At 69.9% G+C, this 17,775-nt stretch carries 14 protein-coding genes; 5 read left to right on the top strand and 9 right to left on the bottom strand.

What is annotated here, in order from left to right; genetic code table 11:
• Positions 1–65 precede the first annotated feature (65 nt).
• Positions 66–899 carry a glycosyltransferase family 2 protein gene (locus ACIP9H_RS08085; protein ID WP_401595106.1) on the top strand — a complete coding sequence of 278 codons (834 nt, stop codon included), beginning with the start codon at positions 66–68 and terminating at the stop codon, positions 897–899.
• Positions 900–953: 54 nt separating this feature from the next.
• On the top strand, positions 954–2,168 hold the full coding sequence (locus ACIP9H_RS08090; RefSeq protein WP_401595103.1) for a cellulase family glycosylhydrolase: 1,215 nt from the start codon (positions 954–956) through the stop codon (positions 2,166–2,168).
• Positions 2,169–2,190: 22 nt separating this feature from the next.
• Here ACIP9H_RS08090 and ACIP9H_RS08095 read toward each other — a convergent pair whose 3' ends face one another.
• The 9 genes from ACIP9H_RS08095 to ACIP9H_RS08135 all read right to left on the bottom strand — a co-directional run bounded on the left by ACIP9H_RS08095 (position 2,191) and on the right by ACIP9H_RS08135 (position 12,956).
• Complete coding sequence (locus ACIP9H_RS08095) at positions 2,191–3,357, bottom strand: glycosyltransferase family 4 protein (RefSeq protein ID WP_401595101.1); 1,167 nt, start codon at positions 3,355–3,357, stop codon at positions 2,191–2,193.
• Positions 3,357–4,637 (bottom strand): polysaccharide pyruvyl transferase family protein, encoded by a 1,281-nt coding sequence (locus ACIP9H_RS08100; protein WP_401958223.1) that lies wholly within the window; start codon positions 4,635–4,637, stop codon positions 3,357–3,359. Before ACIP9H_RS08100 ends, ACIP9H_RS08095 begins: the two co-directional genes overlap by 1 nt.
• The gene (locus ACIP9H_RS08105; protein ID WP_401595095.1) at positions 4,634–5,959 is read right to left on the bottom strand and encodes a lipopolysaccharide biosynthesis protein; all 1,326 of its coding nucleotides are present in this window, start codon (positions 5,957–5,959) and stop codon (positions 4,634–4,636) included. Before ACIP9H_RS08105 ends, ACIP9H_RS08100 begins: the two co-directional genes overlap by 4 nt.
• A complete protein-coding gene (locus tag ACIP9H_RS08110; RefSeq protein ID WP_401958226.1) occupies positions 5,952–7,091 on the bottom strand; it encodes a glycosyltransferase family 4 protein in 1,140 nt (379 codons plus the stop codon). The genes ACIP9H_RS08105 and ACIP9H_RS08110 overlap by 8 nt, the downstream gene beginning before the upstream one ends.
• Positions 7,088–9,562 carry a DUF2206 domain-containing protein gene (locus ACIP9H_RS08115; RefSeq protein ID WP_401595084.1) on the bottom strand — a complete coding sequence of 825 codons (2,475 nt, stop codon included), beginning with the start codon at positions 9,560–9,562 and terminating at the stop codon, positions 7,088–7,090. The genes ACIP9H_RS08110 and ACIP9H_RS08115 overlap by 4 nt, the downstream gene beginning before the upstream one ends.
• Positions 9,559–10,668, bottom strand: a complete 1,110-nt coding sequence (locus tag ACIP9H_RS08120; protein WP_401595081.1) for a glycosyltransferase family 4 protein — start codon at positions 10,666–10,668, stop codon at positions 9,559–9,561. The genes ACIP9H_RS08115 and ACIP9H_RS08120 overlap by 4 nt, the downstream gene beginning before the upstream one ends.
• A 6-nt stretch (positions 10,669–10,674) precedes the next feature.
• A complete protein-coding gene (locus ACIP9H_RS08125; protein ID WP_401595078.1) occupies positions 10,675–11,262 on the bottom strand; it encodes a hypothetical protein in 588 nt (195 codons plus the stop codon).
• A gap of 352 nt (positions 11,263–11,614) precedes the next feature.
• A complete protein-coding gene (locus ACIP9H_RS08130) occupies positions 11,615–12,706 on the bottom strand; it encodes a LamG-like jellyroll fold domain-containing protein (protein ID WP_401595075.1) in 1,092 nt (363 codons plus the stop codon).
• A 10-nt stretch (positions 12,707–12,716) separates the two neighbouring features.
• The gene (locus tag ACIP9H_RS08135) at positions 12,717–12,956 is read right to left on the bottom strand and encodes a hypothetical protein (RefSeq protein ID WP_401595073.1); all 240 of its coding nucleotides are present in this window, start codon (positions 12,954–12,956) and stop codon (positions 12,717–12,719) included.
• Positions 12,957–13,572: 616 nt separating this feature from the next.
• On the opposite strand from ACIP9H_RS08135, the gene ACIP9H_RS08140 reads away from it, so the two are divergent.
• The 3 genes from ACIP9H_RS08140 to ACIP9H_RS08150 are packed head-to-tail and all read left to right on the top strand — an operon-like array spanning position 13,573 to position 17,749.
• Positions 13,573–14,988, top strand: a complete 1,416-nt coding sequence (locus tag ACIP9H_RS08140) for a glycosyltransferase family 2 protein (protein WP_401595191.1) — start codon at positions 13,573–13,575, stop codon at positions 14,986–14,988.
• Positions 14,985–15,989, top strand: a complete 1,005-nt coding sequence (locus ACIP9H_RS08145) for a glycoside hydrolase family 26 protein (protein WP_401595071.1) — start codon at positions 14,985–14,987, stop codon at positions 15,987–15,989. Before ACIP9H_RS08140 ends, ACIP9H_RS08145 begins: the two co-directional genes overlap by 4 nt.
• Entirely contained in the window at positions 15,989–17,749 is a 1,761-nt protein-coding gene (locus ACIP9H_RS08150) for an ArnT family glycosyltransferase (protein ID WP_401595069.1), read from the top strand. The genes ACIP9H_RS08145 and ACIP9H_RS08150 overlap by 1 nt, the downstream gene beginning before the upstream one ends.
• Positions 17,750–17,775: the final 26 nt, after the last annotated feature.

Consider the following 17,775-nt stretch of genomic DNA (forward strand, 5'->3'; position numbering starts at 1 on the left):
GGGAGAGCACGGAAGCCGGGTCTTGACTTGGCCTCTGCGCACACTGCCAGCTGGGGGAGCCTGCCGTGTCCACTCTGTCCATCGTCATTCCCGCCTTGAACGAGGCCGAGAACCTGCCGCACGTCTTCGGGACGATCCCGCTCGAGGAACTCGCCGCGGAGGGCTGGGGCGTCGAGGTGGTCATAGCGGACAACGGTTCCACGGACGGCACCGCCGAGATAGCCGCGTCCTACGGAGCCCGGGTCGTCCACCAGCCGTTGCGCGGCTACGGCAACGCCTACAAGGCCGGGATCGCCGCGGCGTACGGCGACGTGATCGCCACCGGTGACGCCGACTGCACCTACCCCTTCGACGACCTGCCCCGGCTGCTGAGGATCGTCGACGAGCACCAGGTCGAGTTCCTCAACACCAACCGGCTCGGCCGGGAGAACCGTGCGGCGATGAAGCCCTCCCACACCGTCGCGAACCACGCCCTCAGCCTCCTCAGCCGCGTGCTGTTCAAGAGCGGGATACATGACTCCCAGAGCGGCATGTGGGTGTTCCGCCGCTACATCTGGGAGACCCTCAAGGTCACTTCCGACGGTATGGGCTTCTCGCAGGAGATCAAGAACGCCGCCGTGCGGGAGGGCTTCCGCTGTATGGAGGTGCCCATCGAGTACCGGCCCCGCGGTGGCCAGGTGAAGCTCAACGCGCTGTCCGACGGCGTGGCCAACCTGTCGCAGCTGTTCCGCCACCGGCTCCGGGACAACGCGCTGCGCACCGCCACCCGGGCCCAGTGGTACGACCGTTCCACGCGGCCCGAACCGACGCCGTTGATGACCGCGCAGCGGCCGGCGCAGTCGTCCCAGGTGAGCGACGCGGAGTGGGAACGAGTGCCGAGCGAGCACTACACCGCCTGACGGGCGCGTCCCGGGGCGGGAGGACCTGATGAATGGTTGGCCTACGCTGTGCGCATGGTGAAGGATCCCAGTCGACGGCAGCGCCTGCTCGTCGCCCTTGTGGCGTTCGTGGTGTCCGCGGTCGCGACCGTCGTCGCCGCGTCCATGCCGTCGAAAAGCCCTGCGGCCTCGCCGCCCGTCACCGGCAAGCCGTCGTCGTCGCCTTCCGGGGCGGAGGCCGGCGGCGTGCGCGAGGTGAAGATGGGCATCTCGTACGGCGACACCCTGACGTGGAAGTCGGACGCGGACCTCGCGCGGGGTCTGGACGACGCGGTCGCGGTCGGCGTCACCTGGGTCCGGATGGACCTGTCGTGGAACAACATCCAGCCGGACTCGCCCTACACCTACTCGTGGCACCGCTTCGACCGGGTGGCCAAGGCCGCCGAGGCCCGCGGTCTCAAGGTGCTCCCTGTGCTCGCCTACACCCCGAAGTGGGCGCGTGCGGCGGGCTGTACGTCCGGCCAGAGCTGCGCACCCGCCGACCCCGAGATCTTCGCCGACTTCGCCAAGCTGGCCGCCGAGCGGTACTCCGCGATGGGGATCCACACCTGGGAGGTGTGGAACGAGGAGAACATCGGCTTCTGGCGGCCGGCCCCCGACCCGAAGGCCTACACGGCACTGCTCCGGGCCACGAGCCAGGCGCTGCGTGCGGCGGACTCCAAGGCGTACGTGGTCATGGGCGGTCTGGCGGTGGCCGACACCGAGGCCGAGTCCCACCGGATGTCGCAGACGGACTTCTTGGCCGCTGTCTGCAAGCTGGGCGGCAACAAGTACGTGGACGCCGTCGGTTACCACCCGTTCAACTATCCCACCCTGCCCAGCGCCACACCTGGCAGGGGAACGGCCTTCGAGCGGATCAGCGGCTTCCGCGACAACCTGGTGGGGATCCTCGCCCAGTACGGCACCCCTGATGTCCCCATCTGGCTGACCGAGACGGGAGCACCGACCAGCGGACCCGGTGCGGCGTCGGACGGCAAGGTGAGTCCCCCCGGCACGACGCACGTGACCGAGGCCCGCCAGGCCGAGATCGCCACGGACACTATCCCGGCGGCGGTGGCGAACCCGCACGTGGACGCGATGTTCTGGTACACCGACCAGGACGGGGCGATCGCCGGGGACAAGAAGGACCGGGCCCTCTACTACGGGATGCGCCGTTACGACGGATCGAAGAAGCCGTCCTTCGACGCGTTCAAGGCGGCGATAGCCGCCTACGAGGCGAAGAAGGGCTGAGCGTCCGGCGGTCCGGCCGGGGCTACAAGGCCTGGAACAGCCTGATGTAGCGCTCCATCAGGCCGCTCCAGGCGAAGCGCCGTTCGGCTTCCTGCCGGCCCCTTACGCCCAGCCGGTCGGCGAGCACGCCGTCGGTCAGCACCTTGCGGCAGGCGGCGGCCAGCGCGGCGGGGTCCCCCGGCGGGACCAGGAGCCCGGTCTCGCCGTCCGTCACGACGTGCGGGATGCCGCCCACGGCGGAGCCCACCACCGGGGTGCCGCAGGCCATCGCCTCGACCAGCACCATGCCGAAGGACTCGGCCTCGGTGCGCGACGGCAGCACCGCGAGGGCGGCCGTCCGCACCGCCTCGACCAGGGCGTCCCCGGTGAGCTCCCCGGCCGCCTCCACCCGTTCCGCGACGCCGAGTTCCGCCGCGAGCCGCAGGTGGTCCTGCACGGCGTCACCGCCGCCCACCAGGCGCAGCCGTACGCCGGGCACCTCGGCCGCCAGCTCGGCGAAGGCCGTCACCAGGACGTCGACGCCCTTCCAGGCCGACGAGCGGTCCATGCGCCCGACGTAGACGATGGTGCGGGGGCGCTCGGAGGCCGGCCGGCCGGGGGTGAACCGCTCGATGTCGACGCCGGGGCTGATCTCGACCGCGTGCGGGTGCCCGGCGGCCAGCGAGACCGGCGAGACCGCCACGAGCGCCCGGGCCCGCCGGAACACCCGCGGCAGCACGCGCCGTTCGTACATGCCGATGAGCCGGTCCGCCGCGCCGCTGCCGGGCTCGCCCTTGTGCATCGAGCCCGCGTGGTAGGTCAGGACGGCGGGCCGCTTCCCGGAGAAGGCGACCGCCAGGTCGGCCAGGCCGGGGACGGGCGCATGGGCGTTGACCACCTCGGCGCCGGTCCGCCGCAGCCAGCGGCGCAGTTGCAGCGGCCACAGGGGGCTGAGCGGCGTGTTGGACAGCCGCAGCCAGGCGCCGAGCCGGACGACCTGCACCCCCTCCTCGGTGTCCACCGTGGTGCGGAGCCCCGACAGCCGCGTGGTGATGACGACGGGCCGCAGCCCGGGGGTCTCGGCGACGGCGCGGGCGATCCGGGCGGCGTAGTTCTCCACGCCGCCCACCTTGGGCGGGTAGTAGGGGGCGACCACCGCCACCGTGCGGGTCCCCCGGCCGCGGTCCCGGAACGGGTCCGTGCCTGCCATCACGCGACCTTCTCGGACCGCTCGCGCTCGTTCGCGCCCGCGGCGGCGCGGAGCAGTGCGGGGAACTCCTCGACCTGAGCGATGTACGCAGGCAGCCGCTGCTGCAGCGCCATACGGTACTCCTCGGGATTCGCGCGCAGTTTGGAGACCAGCGCCCACAGGTCCGCGTGCGTGACCTCGGCGATCGGCAGGACCCACTCCCCGAGGCCGAGATCGGCCATGATGCCCCGGGTCTTGTGCTCGTACTCGATCGCCACGCACGGGACGCCGCTGGTGAGCGAGAAGATCACCGAGTGGAAGCGGGTCCCGATGAGCAGGGAGCACTCGCTGTACAGCCCCTTGAGGTCGCGGTAGTCGACGCGCTCCTCGATCCGCAGCGGAGAGGTCCGGCAGTAGTCCGCTGTCCGCCGTTCGACGATGCGGTCGTCGTCGCCCAGGTAGTCCGTGGTCACCTGCGGAATGAGCACCACACGGGCCCCGTCCGCCTGGAGCGCGTCGATCGTGGCGGCGAGTGCGCGCTCGTAGCGCTCCTGTGCGGCGGGGGCGAGCCAGCGGCGCGCGGTGAGGCCGACCAGCGGCTCCTGCGTCCCGATCCCGAGCCTGCTCCGCCAGTCCGAGGTGACCTCGGGGGCGAACGCGAAGCCGGAGTCGACCGCGCGCCGCACCTGCCGCGCGGGGACGCCGCACTCCTCGAGCAGGCCGACGCTCACGTCCTCGCGCGCGAGGACCAGGGCCGCGCGGCGCAGTACCCGGCCGACCAGCCGGCGCTGCGGCTTGCCCGGGAACGGGCCGAAGGACTGGGGCGCGAACACGACGGGCACTCCCGACTTCTGCGCCAGCAGCACCGGAAGCAGAACGAAGAACACGTTCTGGTACCCGTCGAGTCCGGGTCGTGCGAGGAGGTACCCGCCGCCCATGGACACCACCATGTCCGCCCGCGACACGGCGTCGGCCTCCCGGCGGGCCTCCGCGGGAAGCAGCTTCAGCAGCACGTTGGCGAGGGCTCGGGGCAGCAGCAGGGCCGTTGTGCCCACCAGGGCCACCACGAGCTTGCGCAGCAGCCGCCGTGATCGGGGGACCCCACCGTCGGCGACATAGCGGCGGATCGATCCGAGGTTGTCCACCTCTTCGAACGAGCGGTGGGTGGCGGCGTCCTCCATGCCCGCGATGGCCAGGGCGGCATCCGGGAAGGCTTCCTTGACGTGGCGCAGGCAGACGGACAGCAGCGCCGCGTCCCCCGCGTTCTCTCTTACGTAGGCGTTGATGACGACGATCTTCACCGGTGGTACCCCTCGACTGGGCTCATTTCGGGTTCGTTCACGGCGTTGCCGGGGGGCGGTTCCGGCGATCGTGGCACGGCGGTTCGCCGGCCGAGCAGGGCGACCGCCGCGTAGATGCCGCTGGCGAGGTTGCCCAGACCCCAGGCCCAGCCGAGCCAGACCAGTCCGCGCGGCGCCCACATCGCGGCAAGACCGATGGTCACCACGGCGTAGACGACATTGCTGAGGACCAGTGGCGTCATCTTCCGGGCCAGCTTGAGGGCGAAACTGGCCCATGTGTTCAGTGCGACGGCAAGTGCTCCGCAGGCCAGTACGACGAGGAGCGATTGCGCACGGATCGCGTAGGGGCCGCCGAACATCCGCAGGATGAGTCCGCTGCCCAGCGCGACGACGACCACCGACGGTATCTGTACCGCGGCGATGATGCCGGCGGCACGGCGCAGCAGTACCGAGAAGCGCGAGGGGTCGTAGGAGACCTCGGCGAACACGGCCTCGCCGACCGAGAAGGAGACGGAGTTGAGCAGGTTGGCGATCTGGAAGGCGATGAAGTAGTAGCCCGCTGCCGCAGCTCCCAGCTGCTGCAGGACGATCATCGGGAGGACCAGGAGCGGTGCGAGGTTGAGCAGGCTGGAGATGTAGCTCGCCAGGGAGAAGCGGAACTGCTCCCGCATTCGCGTGCCCCGGGCGAGCAGATGGAAGCGGAAGCCCAGCCGGCGGTACATCAGGAGCAGGGAGACCAGCGCCGTCACCACGTAGCCGACGCCGTTGGCACCGAGAATGCCGACCGAGCCGTAGCCGACGAGCGCGACCGGCAGCGCCAGCTTGACCAGTCCCTGGAGCAGTCCGTAGACCAGCGCGTTCTGATGGGCCATGCGGGCGCTGACGAAGACCGAGAAGGTCAGCTGGCTCACCGTCGCGCAGATGCAGAAGATCACGAACGCGGCGGCCGCCGTCGCATGGTCGCGGATGAAGGTCAGCTTCTCCGCGTAGAGCGGAAGCCCGAGCAGGTAGACGGCGGAGACCACGAACGAGACCAGGCTGACCAGCACGATCGACTGGGTCAGCTGTCCGTTGCGGGACGCGGCGGGCGCCGGGAAGCGGATCAGTGTGCTGTTGAGCCCGAACAGGCTCAGGTACGAGATGAGCGAAGTCGCCGATATGAGCGAGGTGGCCAGTCCGACCTGTTCGGGACTGTAGAAGCGTGCCACCAGCACCCAGAAGACGAAGCCCAGGCCGGCGGTGGTCGCCGTGGACGCCATCAGGAAGAAGGAGTTGCGGTACACCTGGTCCTGCGTCAGGGCGCGCTTGCCGTTCCTAGCCATATGTGGTTGCTCCCACCGCCTCGCGGTAGCACTCGGACAGGGCGCTCACGTGCTCCTCCCAGGCGAAGGCCGTCGTCGCGAGCTCGCGAGAGTACAGGCCCATGCGCTCGCGCCGCTGTTTGTCCCCGGCGAGTGCGGACAAGGCGGAACGGATCTCCTCGGCGTCCCGGTCCAGCAGTGTGACGCGCGACCGGTCGAGACGATAGGGCGCGTAGCCGGGGTCGTCGGTGGTGACGACGGGCAGGCCGGAGGCCATGGCCTCCTGGACGGTGAGGGGGAAGCCCTCCGCGGTCGACGGCAGCGCGAAGACGTCGCAGGCCCGGTATGCCTCGGCCAGTTCCCGCGGGGGCAGTCCGCCCAGGTGGTGCACGCCCGGCAGGCCTGCCAGGGCGGCGGAGTCGCCGTCCCCGGCGAACACCAGGTCGTAGCCGGCGGAGGGGTCGTGGCCGGACAGCAGCAGGTCGTAGCCCTTCTTCGGCACCAGGCGCCCCACGAAGAGCACCAGCGGCCGGTTGTCGGGCAGCCCGAAGCGCTCGCGGGCCAGTGCCCGCTCCTCGACCGAGGCGGGCGGGCGGAAGAGGGCGGTGTCCACGCCGTTCGCGAGGTGGCGGGTCCGGGCGGGAGGGGCGCCGTGGCGCAGTACGAAGTCCGCGACCGAGGCGTTGAGGGTGATCACGGTACGGGCCCGCCGCAGCAGGCCGCGTCCGGCGACGGCGTACACGGCCCGCTGAACCCCGCGCACCAGCGCGGACGGGTGCTCGACCAGGGCGACGTGCTGGGTGACCAGGTGCGGAGTGCGGGTGAGCATGCCGGCGAGCCCCGCCGCCCACGAGGTCAGGTACAGGCAGTCGTGCACATGGACCACATCCGCCCGGCGGGCCCAGCGGAGTGCGGCCGTCAGCAGCCGGGGCGCCAGGACGGGGAAGGGCACGCCGGCCCGCTCCGCGCCGTTCCACGCCGCGACCCGCACGACGCGTACGCCGTCCTCCTGGCTGACCGCGCTGCGCGCGCCGCTGGTGAGCACCGTGACGTCGGCACCGCGCGCGGCGAGGTGCACGGCCTCCATCCGGACGACGTTCTCGATGCCGCCGACGTGCGGCGGGTAGTAGTGGCTGACCAGGAGGACCCTCATCGGTAGATCCTCGCCCCCTCGCTGCTGTAGATCTCGTTCTTCGTCGTGTCGAGGAGGCGCGTGGGGTAGCGGAAGGTGACGAGGTCGCCCCGGTAGGAGAACGTCATGCGTCCGGTGCGCACGGTCGACGTGCCCAGCAGGACGTAGGAGTCGGTGCGCAGCTCCGTCGGGAAGACATCGCCCACGACGGGTCCGGTCAGGATGGTCTGCTGCCGGTTGAAGGTGAAGCGGTCCGTCTGCACCAGGGACGGTTTGCCCTCGGCCGCGAAGCGCTGAGACAGCCAGTAGGCGGCCATGCGCTCCTCTGCGCTCGGGTAGTAGACGTCGTAGTACTGGCCGGCGTTGCTGAGCTGCAACTGCGGCGGATAGCCGCCCAGCAGCTTGGGCACCACGCCCGTGAGGTCCAGGAAGAGGGCCGCCACCAGCGCGTACACCGTCACGGTCCGACGGCGCCCGGCCCAGCGCAGGGCGGAGAGCATGCCCGCCGCGATGAAGGGCGCGAAGAAGAACAGGCCCTGCTGGAAGGCGCGGAGCACGCCGTAGTCGACGGAGAGCTGGGGCACGACCGTGAGGACCCCGAGGAGGGCGATGGCGCCGATGGCCAGCGTGGTCTGCTCGCGTTGTGGGCGGAAGGCGCCGCGTCGCCCGACGTCGATGACGATGAGACCGATGATCAGCAGGAGCTGCATCATGCCGGCGGTGAACTGGCGCAGCAGGGAGTTGACCGTGGTCGCCTTCAGGCCGATGCCCTCCAGCACCCGTCCCGCGGCGGTGGGGGCCATGTTCTGCTTGGGCACGACAGGGGTCGCGTAGGCGTCCACGGTATCGAGGGGCAGATACGTCCCCTTCGCCCGGTCGGCGGTCGTCTCCCGCACGGTCTCCTCGCGGTAGTCGGCCAGCCGCTGCTCGGCCGTCAGCGAGGGCCCGCCTCCGAAGAGGCTGTACGAGGTGTCGGACGAACCGACGCCCGCGTGCCCCGGGTTCCTGATCTCCTGCACGACCGCGTTCAGCGTGCTCCGCAACTGCCCGCTCGTGTGCGTGACCGGGCCCGCCCAGACCAGTGCCATGACCGCGGCGCCCACCACGATCCACCAGGTCAGGAAGGGTGCGGCCGCTGCGGGCCGATGTATGCGCCGGCGCCCGCGCCTGGACGTGAAGCGGTCCACCGTGCGCCAGATCACGTCGGCGACGAGGGCGACCCCGAGGACGACGATCACGACGTAGATCGTCGAGTAGTGCGAGAGCGTGATGCCGGCCAACAGCACCGCGAAGGCGAGCTGCCGTACGCGCAGGGGCCGCCCGGAGTCGGTGAGCACGACCATGCCGCAGCCGAGCAGTACGAACGCGATCTCCTGGCGGCCGAGGAAGGTCATGTCGGACAGGAAGGTGGGGAAGAGCATGAAGAAGACGGCCGACAACAGGGACACCAGATGCGGTGCGACGTTGCGGACGGAGCGGTGGACCAGCACCGGGGTGAGCGCGAACAGCACCGGCAGCACGATCTTGAAGATGTAGACGTCGGGGATCGCGGTGAGCCGGAACACGCTCACCGGCAGCAACGTGATGCTCAGGCAGGCGTTGTAGGCGTCGGGGTACGTGGAGACGTCCCAGAGCGATCCGCCGAGCGTCAGCCGGTAGTACTCGTACTCGCGCTGGATGTCGTGCCCGGTGATGGACCAGCCGCGCAACGAGTTCAGCATGAGCAGCGCGGTCGCGCCGAGGAACAGGCCGGTCTCGAGAACGGTGACCGGGTAGCGCCGGCGGCGGACCATGAGCAGGACCAGCAGCGCGATGACGGCCGGAATCGCGGCCGTGCTGACCGCCCCGCCGTAGCCGTTGTTCAGCCTGATGGGCCCCGCGACCGACAGCACCAGGGCGACGCCGGCGAACGCCCCCACGGGGATTGCGCCCGGCGGCAGCCCGTTGCGGAGCCAGGACCTGCTCGTGCCGGCCCTTTCCTCCTCCGGTACGAACGCGCCGATCACGATGAGCGTGAGCGCCGTGGCCCCGGCCAGGGACACCCTGGTCAGCGGGCGTTCCACCCCGGCCAGTGGCAGCAGCGTGTTCACGGCGAGGGCGATCACGAGATCCGTGACGACCGCCATGCCGACGGCGAGCAGGAGGCTGCCGTCCCTGGTGGACACGACCCGGGAGGCGACGCCGCGCCACACCGCGACGGGTGCCCCGAACAGCAGCCACAGGCCGGCCACCGTCAGCAGCACCCCGGGCACGCCGGGCAGCATCTCCACAACACAGGCCACCGCGATGGAGAGCAGCACCCCGAGGCGCCCCCGGACGAGGCCCGGGAGCCGCAGGCCGGCGGCCTGGGCATCGCCCGCCGCCGCGTCGCTCGCGGCCGGTTCCGGTTCCGGCTCTTTCTCCGTCTCCAGATCCGCGCCGTCCGCTTCGACGGCCCACGACGGGCGGGAGGTTGCGCGCGGAGCGCTGCTTCCCGTGCCATGGGCCGTCATACGCCGGGCTCGGGGTAGACATGGGCGTAGACCTGCTCGACCCGGGCCGCCACGGCCTCCCAGGAGTAGTCGGGGGCCGCCGCTGCACTCCTCCGGGCGAGCCGCAGGCGCAGACCGGGGTCGGCGGCCACCGAGTCGATGGCGGCGGCCAGCGCCGCCGGTTCGGGAGCGGCCAGCAGCCCGACCCCCTTGAGCAGTTCGGCGGTGCCGGGGACGTCGGTCGCGACGACCGGCAGGGCGGCGGCCATCGCCTCCAGGGCGACCAGCGGCATGCCCTCCCGGTCCGAGGGCAGCACGAAGACGTCGGCGTCCGCGTACGCCCGCACCAGCTGCTCGCCGAGCAGCCTGCCCGAGAACTCGACGTTGCGCAGCCCCAGTTCGGCGGCGTGCGCCTCCAGCTTCTCCCGCAACTCGCCGTCGCCGACGATGCGCAGCTGCACCGGCTCCCGCAGCAGGGCCGTCGCCTCCAGCAGCCGCGCCACGTTCTTCTGCGAGCTCAGGCGGCCGACGTACAGCAACCGCAGGGGACGTTGTGCCGTCTCCCGCACCGGCATGAAGTAGCCGGCCCCCACGCCGTTGGGGACGACGAACACCCTGTCCGCCCGGACGCCGTACGCCTCGCGGACGAAGGCGCCCTGCTCCTCGGTCAGCACGATCACCCCGGCGGCGGCGCGCATCGACCGTCCGAAGACGTGCTTCTTGTAGGCGGGCAGCAGCCCACCCAGGCGCCCGGAGGCTTCGACGTCGAGGTGGAAATGGAGGATGAAGCGCTGTCCGCGCAAGCGGGCGATGACGGCGACGAGTTCGGGCATCAACGCGTGCGCGCAGTGCACGTGCAGCACGGCGTCGCGCGGCGCGCGCACCGCCAGCGAGACGGGCAGGCCCGGTGCGAGCGCGGTGTGCGCGACCTCGACCGCGCGGTGCCGCCGTATGGTCACCCGGCCGGCGCCGTAGCGGCGCGGTCCGCCGTCGGCACCGAGGCCGGTGGTGATGACCCGCACGTCGTGCCGCTGCCCGAGCTGGACGGCGAGGTGCTCCACCACGCGTTCGAGCCCGCCGAGGTGGGGTGGGTAGTACGGGGTGATCTGCAAAATGGTGCGTCGCATCAGGCTTCAGTCTCGTACGTCAGGGGGCGGCGTACCGAGCGGCCCTGTCATGGCCTTCGGCGTCACGAAGTTGTAGTGCAAGGTCTGCTCGTGCCCGACGAGGGCCACCCGTACGAGGGTCGTGCCCGTGGTCTTGGTGAAGCGAGTGACGACGGGTACGGCCTTGCCGTCCTTGGGTTTCAGCCCGACCGTCCTGGTGGCCACAACCTTGCCCCTGGCCGATTCCAGTGTCAGCCTCAGCCGCAGCGGTGCGGGGCCCGTGCCGTGGGCGTTCACGGCGACGGGGACGATCAGCGTGCTGCCGTCGAAGCGCGGCACAGCCGTGAAGTAGATCTCGGTGAACGGGGCCGGCTGCCGGGTGAAGGACTGGAGCAGCACCGTGCGCACTGTCGGCACCGACCAGAGCCCCGCCCCCAGAGCGACGGCGACCACCACGGCCACCGCCGCACCGGCCATCCTGCGTTTCGGCGAGGCCGGAGGCCGGCGTGTCCCCCGGTCCTGCTGGTCCACAGGTGCCTGGCGGGGGGACGGCTGATCCGGTTCGGGGTCCGGTTCCGGAGCGTGCTCGTCGGGCTCGTCGGCCGGGTCGTTCATGTCGTTCCGCACCGCTCTGCGGAGTCCCGGCCCTCGGCCGCCGGGGCCGTGGCACCGGGCAGGGGGGACACTTCGCCGCGCGCAGGGACGACTCCGGACAGGCTTCTCATGTGTCATCCCCCCCCGGGCGCTCGTCGGGGCGGCACGCCCGTATGAGTTTCTCCGCAAGGCATCTCGGCGCACGGGAAGGGTCGCCGACGCTTGGTGGCGATGACGGGGAACTCCGGCCAGCGAAGCCCGCCGCTCATCCGGCAGTCGATGAAGTGCGGAACGGTTGCGACTCTAGTCCAATACCGCGAAACACAGTCGATGGTGTGACCAACTCGTGATGGCGAACGGGCAAAAGCGCTCGTCAGCCGACCAGCCAGGAGGCGACGGGCTTGGCGCTCCCGCCCGCCGCACCCTTCTTGAGGCCCGCTACCTGGTCCGGTGCCAGTGCCTGGTCCCAGACCATGACGTGACCGAGGACGCCGGCCCAGTAGCCTCCCCACACCCCGTGCGTACGGACGCGGCCGAGTTGCAGCGGACCCTTTCCGGCCCAGACCCCGGGGACCTTCGTGGAATCGGCCGGATTCCCGTCCACGTAGAGCGCGATCGTCTTCTTCCCGGCGTCGTACGTGCCGGTGAGCAGAGCCCACTGGCCGACCGTGTTGACGTTCGCGGCCGCCTCGGCCTGCAGGATTGTGCTGTCCGCCCCGCCGTCGGCGGTCTGCACCTTGAAGACCCACGTGCGGTCGGCACCCGAGGCCTCCCGGCCCAGGCTGAACGAGGGCGAGACCCCGTCACCCTGGCTGATCGCGGAGCGGGAGCCGCCCGGGGCCTCGTTGTAGACCCATGCCGAGACGGTGAAGCTCTTGGTGACGTCGATCAGTTGGTCAGCCGACTGGGCGTAGGAATTGCCGTTGCTCCTGAGCCTGACCACGAAGCCGTTGGTCACCTTGCTCACCCCGGCGTCCGGCCCGAGGATCAGGTTGTTCTGCCCGGACTTGTCCGCGAGGGCGTTGTCCTCCCCGGGGACCGTGGGCGAATCGGCCGCGGCGGAGGTGGACGCGGAGGCCGAGGCGCTGGGGGAGGGCGACGGGGCTGCCGAGCCGTTCGTGTCCTTCGTGTAGTGGAGTGCGACGACGCCCGCTCCCACCCCGAGCACGCACGCCACCAGGACGATCAGACCCGTCCTGAGCCTGTGGCGGCGACGTTGTGTGGTCTCGTTGGCGTCGGCCAGGGCCTGCCAGTCGGGCTGGGGCGAGTAGGAGGGCTGCTGGTAGCCGGTGGCCGGCCCGAAGCCGGACTGCCGGTACCCGGGCTGCTGCTCCTGCGGTATGTGCTGTTGCGGGTACCCGTAACCGCCCGGCGCCGCGGACGGCTCGGGGGCGGACGGGGTGTTCCAGGGGCTCCGCCCAGGAGCGGCAGCCGCGTCTTCCGGGTTCTCCACGGGGTCAGTCACACCACGGATGCTAGAGCAGCATCGTGGGCCCCCGTAAAGCCACTTCGCCGGCGTTCCCGGTCCGATTCCCCGCCCGGAGCGGCGAGCCGCGGGGAGGAGCGCAGCCGGAGGACGGACGCACCGTCAGGACATCGCCGACCTTCTCGTGCCGCCCCGAGGCGGTGAGGGCGGCGGCGAAGACCAGGGCGAGCGGCATGTCGACCGCAATGCGGGCGAACCGGGCGCCGAAGCCGATCGCGAGGGGGCCCACGGCGGCGAGGTGTACGTCGTCCGGTCGGCCGGGGACGTGGCGACACCGGCCATGGGTGGTCCGGGCCCGTTGTTGTGCGCGGACGCCCCGGACGCCCCGGACGCCGCGGACACGCCGGACCGACTCGCGTGACGTGGGACACCTCTCGCCGCTCTCCGGTCCGCCCGCCGTGCAGCCCTCGCCGGGAACGGTCTGCCTGGGCCGATCAGTTCGAGCCATCCCCGGTGGCAATCATTCCGTAACGAAAAATTTGTGCTTCTTCCTATATGCAAGATGCACATAACGGACAGTCGATGCCCCTTGGGTATCTGGCGCCGCCGGGAGTCTCATATATGCTTCCGATGCTCGGCCTCGTGTTCGACTCATGGAGGCCGAGTAAAGGGTGGGGGTATACGGGCCGCTGGCTCGGGGAGTGAAAATGAGTTCTCTTCAACCTGCGTTTGCGGGGGGAAGCCGGGGGCGTCAGCCTGCCGTGAATCGGCGTCACGGGACGCGCAAGCATGCCCCGCAGGTGGGGTTGCTGCCGATCCCGCCGACGGACCGCGAGAAGTATTCGTACGCCAAGCGGCATCTGTGGGTCCTGACGGTCTTCTCCTTGATCAGCTTCTGCTGCCTGGTGGTGAGCCAGTTCAAGCTGGCACAGTCCACGCCGTGGATGTGGATCTACATGCCACTGCTGGTCTTCACCGTGGTGTACTACCTGATCTCGCTTCGGGTCAACGCGCTGACCCGGGACTTCGACATGAAGGCGCACAAGCGCCTCGTGCGGGAGTGGCGTCCGCAGGTGTATCCGTCCGTGGATGTCTTCCTTCCCGTGTGCGGTGAACCCATCGAGGTCCTCCACAACACGTGGACGCATGTGCGCGCCCTTGCCGACCGGTACCCCGGACGGTGCGTGCCCTTCGTCCTCGACGACGGTGCGAGCCCCGAGCTGGCCGCCATGGCAAGGGACTTCGGGTTCCGCTACGGCACCCGGGAGAATCGCGGCTGGTTCAAGAAGGCGGGTAACCTCCACTTCGGCTTCGCGCAGACGGATGGGGAGTACATCCTCATCCTCGACGCCGATTTCACACCGCGTTCCGATCTTCTGGAAGAGCTAATTCCGTATATGGCGGCGGACGAGCGCATCGGCATCGTCCAGTCCCCGCAGTTCTTCCGCGTCCTCGATTCGCAGAACTGGATCGAGCGGGGCGCCGGCGCCGTGCAGGAGCTGTTCTACCGGTCCGTGCAGGTCGCCCGGCAGGGCAGTGATGGCGCGATCTGTGTGGGTAGCTGCGCTGTCTACCGACGGGCCGCGCTGGAGACCAACGGCGGTACCACGCTGATCGAGCACTCCGAGGACGTGCACACCGGCTTCGACCTCCGCAACCTCGGATGGGACGTGCGCTACGTGCCCGTCCCCGTCTCGACCGGCGTGTGCCCGGACAACGCGGGCGCGTTCTTCAACCAGCAGTACCGCTGGTGCTCCGGCTCGATGAGCCTGCTGGGAAGCCGCAAGTTCTGGGACTCGAAGATCAGGTTCTCCAGCCGCATGTGTTACATGTCCGGCTTCTTCTACTACATCCACACGGCGCTGTTCACCTTCGCGGCGCCCGTCATCCCGATCGTGCTGCTGCTGGCCATGCCGGACAAGCTCCGGGTGGAGAACCTGGCGCTCGTCGTGCCGAGCATCCTCTACACCACGATCATCTTCCCCCTCTGGCACCGCGCCCCCTACCGTCTCGAGGCCTGGGCCGCGCGCATGATGTACGGCTGGGCGCATGTCTTCGCCATCTGGGACATCCTCCGCAAGAACCGGATGGGCTGGCAGCCCACCGGCTCCTCCGGCGCCAAGAAGAACAAGACCCGGCGCTTCTGGATCGGCATGTGGGCCTGGGGCGGCGGCACCGCCCTGGTCTGGGTGGGCGTCGCGGTGTGGCGGATGCTGTCGATGGATCCCCTGGACTTCGCCCTCGTCCTCTCGTCCGGGCTCTTCTACGCGGTGGTCGTCGGACGTGTACTGGTGCAGCCGCGGGCGGGGAGTGCGGCATGAGGCCGACGGCGAAGATCATCCGGACATCGGCCGGCCTGGTGGCGGCGGCCCTGCTGGCGCTCACCGCCTGCAGCCCCTCCGGGTCCGGCTCGCCGGAGGGCGCCGAGCCGCGCGGCAACAACGAGGCGAGCGCTCCGGCCTCCTTTCCCTACGATGTGAGTCCGCTGCTGCAGCCCGACAAGAAGTACCTCGGTGTGGCCGAGGACAAGGCGCCGCATTCGATGGCGCCGGTGGAGAAGTACGCCGCGATGACCGGCAAGCAGCCCAACCTGGTGGCGTACTACGCGGAGTGGGGTGCTGGTTTCGACGCCTCGGGCGTGCGGAATGCCTGGCAGTCCGGTGCCCTCACGCTGATGTCGTGGGAGCCCTTCCACATCACCCTGGCCGACATCGCGGCCGGTAAGGACGACGACTACATCAAGGAGTACGCGACCGCGGTCCGCAAGCTCAACCTGCCCGTCGTCCTGGACTTCGCCGACGAGTTCAACGGCGGCTGGGAGAACTGGGGCACCAAGCACGTCACGGCCGCCGAGTTCGTGGCCGCCTGGCGGCACATCCACGACGTCTTCGCCGACGCCGGCGCCGCCAACGTGATCTGGGCCTGGTCGCCCAATGTGATCAACCCGGTGAAGCAGGTCGAGTTGAAGCCGTACTACCCCGGCGACGGGTACGTCGACTGGGTCGGGATGATCGGCTACTTCACCCTGCAGTCGGACAACGCCTTCGACAGCGTCTTCGGCCCGACGATGCGCCAGGTCCGCACCTTCAGCAAGAAGCCCTTCATCATCGTCGAGACGGCCGCCGAGCCCGGTGAGCGCCGGCGTGCCGACGTCCGCAATCTCTTCGAGGGCGTCGCAGCCGATGACGATCTCCTCGGATTTGTTTGGTTCGACTACCGCAAGCGCGCCGACTGGCGGCTGAAGGTGAGCCCGCTGGCCCTGGCCGAGTTCAAGCGCCTCGCCGCTGACGACCGCTTCGGCTTCGACGTCCGGAAACCGTGATGGAACCTGAGACCAACGATGCGCGCTACGCGGCGCGCCAGAGGTGGGACCGGCAGCCGGCGGCATACGCCTCCCACCCGCCGCAGGAAGAAACCTACGAGGACAACGGTACGTACGAGGCGTACCCGCAGCAGGAGGCCTATCCGCAGTACCAGGCGTACCCGTCGTACGAGTCGTACGGAGACGCCGGCGGCCACCAGGACCACGAGCCGGAGCCCGAGCCCGCGTACCACGTGCCGGAGAGCCCCGAGGCCGGCTGGGACGCGGCGCCCAGCCGCCGCAGGGACTGGGTCAGCCGTGCCATCCTGCTGGCCATCCTGGCCATCCAGGCAGTGCTGTCGCTTCGCCTGGACAACACCGCCTTCCAGGACGAGGCGCTCTACCTCTACGCCGGGCACATGGAGATCGCCCACCTCCTGCACGGCACTCCCACCCCGATCAACTACAACACGTACTTCTCGGGCTCGCCCGTGCTGTACCCGGTGCTGGCGGCCGCCGTCGACGGCACCTTCGGGCTGATCGGCGCCCGGCTGCTCAGCCTGGCGTTCATGCTGGGCAGCACGATTCTGCTCTACACCTTCACCCGGCGCATGTTCAACGAACGGGTGGCCCTGGTGGCGGCCGCCATGTTCGCGGTCACCCAGTCGGCGATCGTCATGGGCAACTTCGCCACGTACGACGCCGCCGCGCTGTTCCTGCTCGCGCTGACGACCTGGATCGTGGTGCGTACCGACCGTGCGCCCATCGCCGTCGTGCTGCTTGCGGCCCCCATCGCGGTGCTGGCCGTCGCGGTGAAGTACGCCTCAGCCCTGTACCTGCCGACGATCATCGTGCTCGCAGTGCTGACCTCTTGGCCGCACCGGAAGTGGCGTGCGCTGCTGCGCGGTGTGCTGCTCGCCGTCTTCGTCGGCGGCCTCATCCTGCTCGGGGCGAAGTACACGGACGTCCTGTCCGGTGTTCAGCAGACGACCACCAACCGAGAGCACGGCACCGACAGCACCTGGTCGCTCATCGAGAAATCCTGGGAGTGGGGCGGGCTGATGTTCCTCACCGCCCTCGGCGGACTGGTGTCGTACATCCGGCGGAGCCGGATGAACGAGTCCCCGCTCTCCCTGCGTATGAGCAGCCCCGGCTGGCGCTGGCGATCACTGCTCGCGGTGACCCTGTGCGGGACGGCGCTGCTGGCCCCGGCCTACCAGATCCACTTGCACACCTCCGTGTCGCTCTTCAAGCACATCGGTTTCGGCCTGCTCTTCGCCGCGCCGATGGCGGGCATCGGGGTGACCCGGATGGTCGGCGCGCACTTCCGCTACCCCCAGCTCGGGATACTTGTCTGGGTGGTGATGCTGTGCCTGGGGCTGAGCCAGTCCACCTGGCGCTTCGGGGTCTGGGCGGACTCCAGCCAGCTCGTGTCGGCCATCAAGCCCCATGTGAACAAGGAGGGGCGCTACCTCGCGGAGACCTACGAGGTACCCGTCTACTACCTCAGGGACCGCACCAACCAGCGCCAGTGGACGTCGACCTTCTTCATCTCCTATCAGGACAAGAAGGGTGCGACCCATACCGGCCGCGACGGGTACCGCCAGGCCATCAAGGACGGCTACTTCGACGTGGTGATCCTGGACATGGTGACCACCCCGGAGATGGACGCGTACATCGCCGGACAGATGAAGGGCAGCTCCCACTACCGGCTGCTGGGCAACCTGCCCTTCAAGAACTCCTCCGGCCACGGCGAGTACCGCATCTGGATCAAGCAGTAGCCGCACCTACGGATTTTTGTGAGGAG

The sequence above is a fragment of the Streptomyces sp. NPDC088732 genome, assembly GCF_044751205.1.
GTDB lineage: Bacteria > Actinomycetota > Actinomycetes > Streptomycetales > Streptomycetaceae > Actinacidiphila.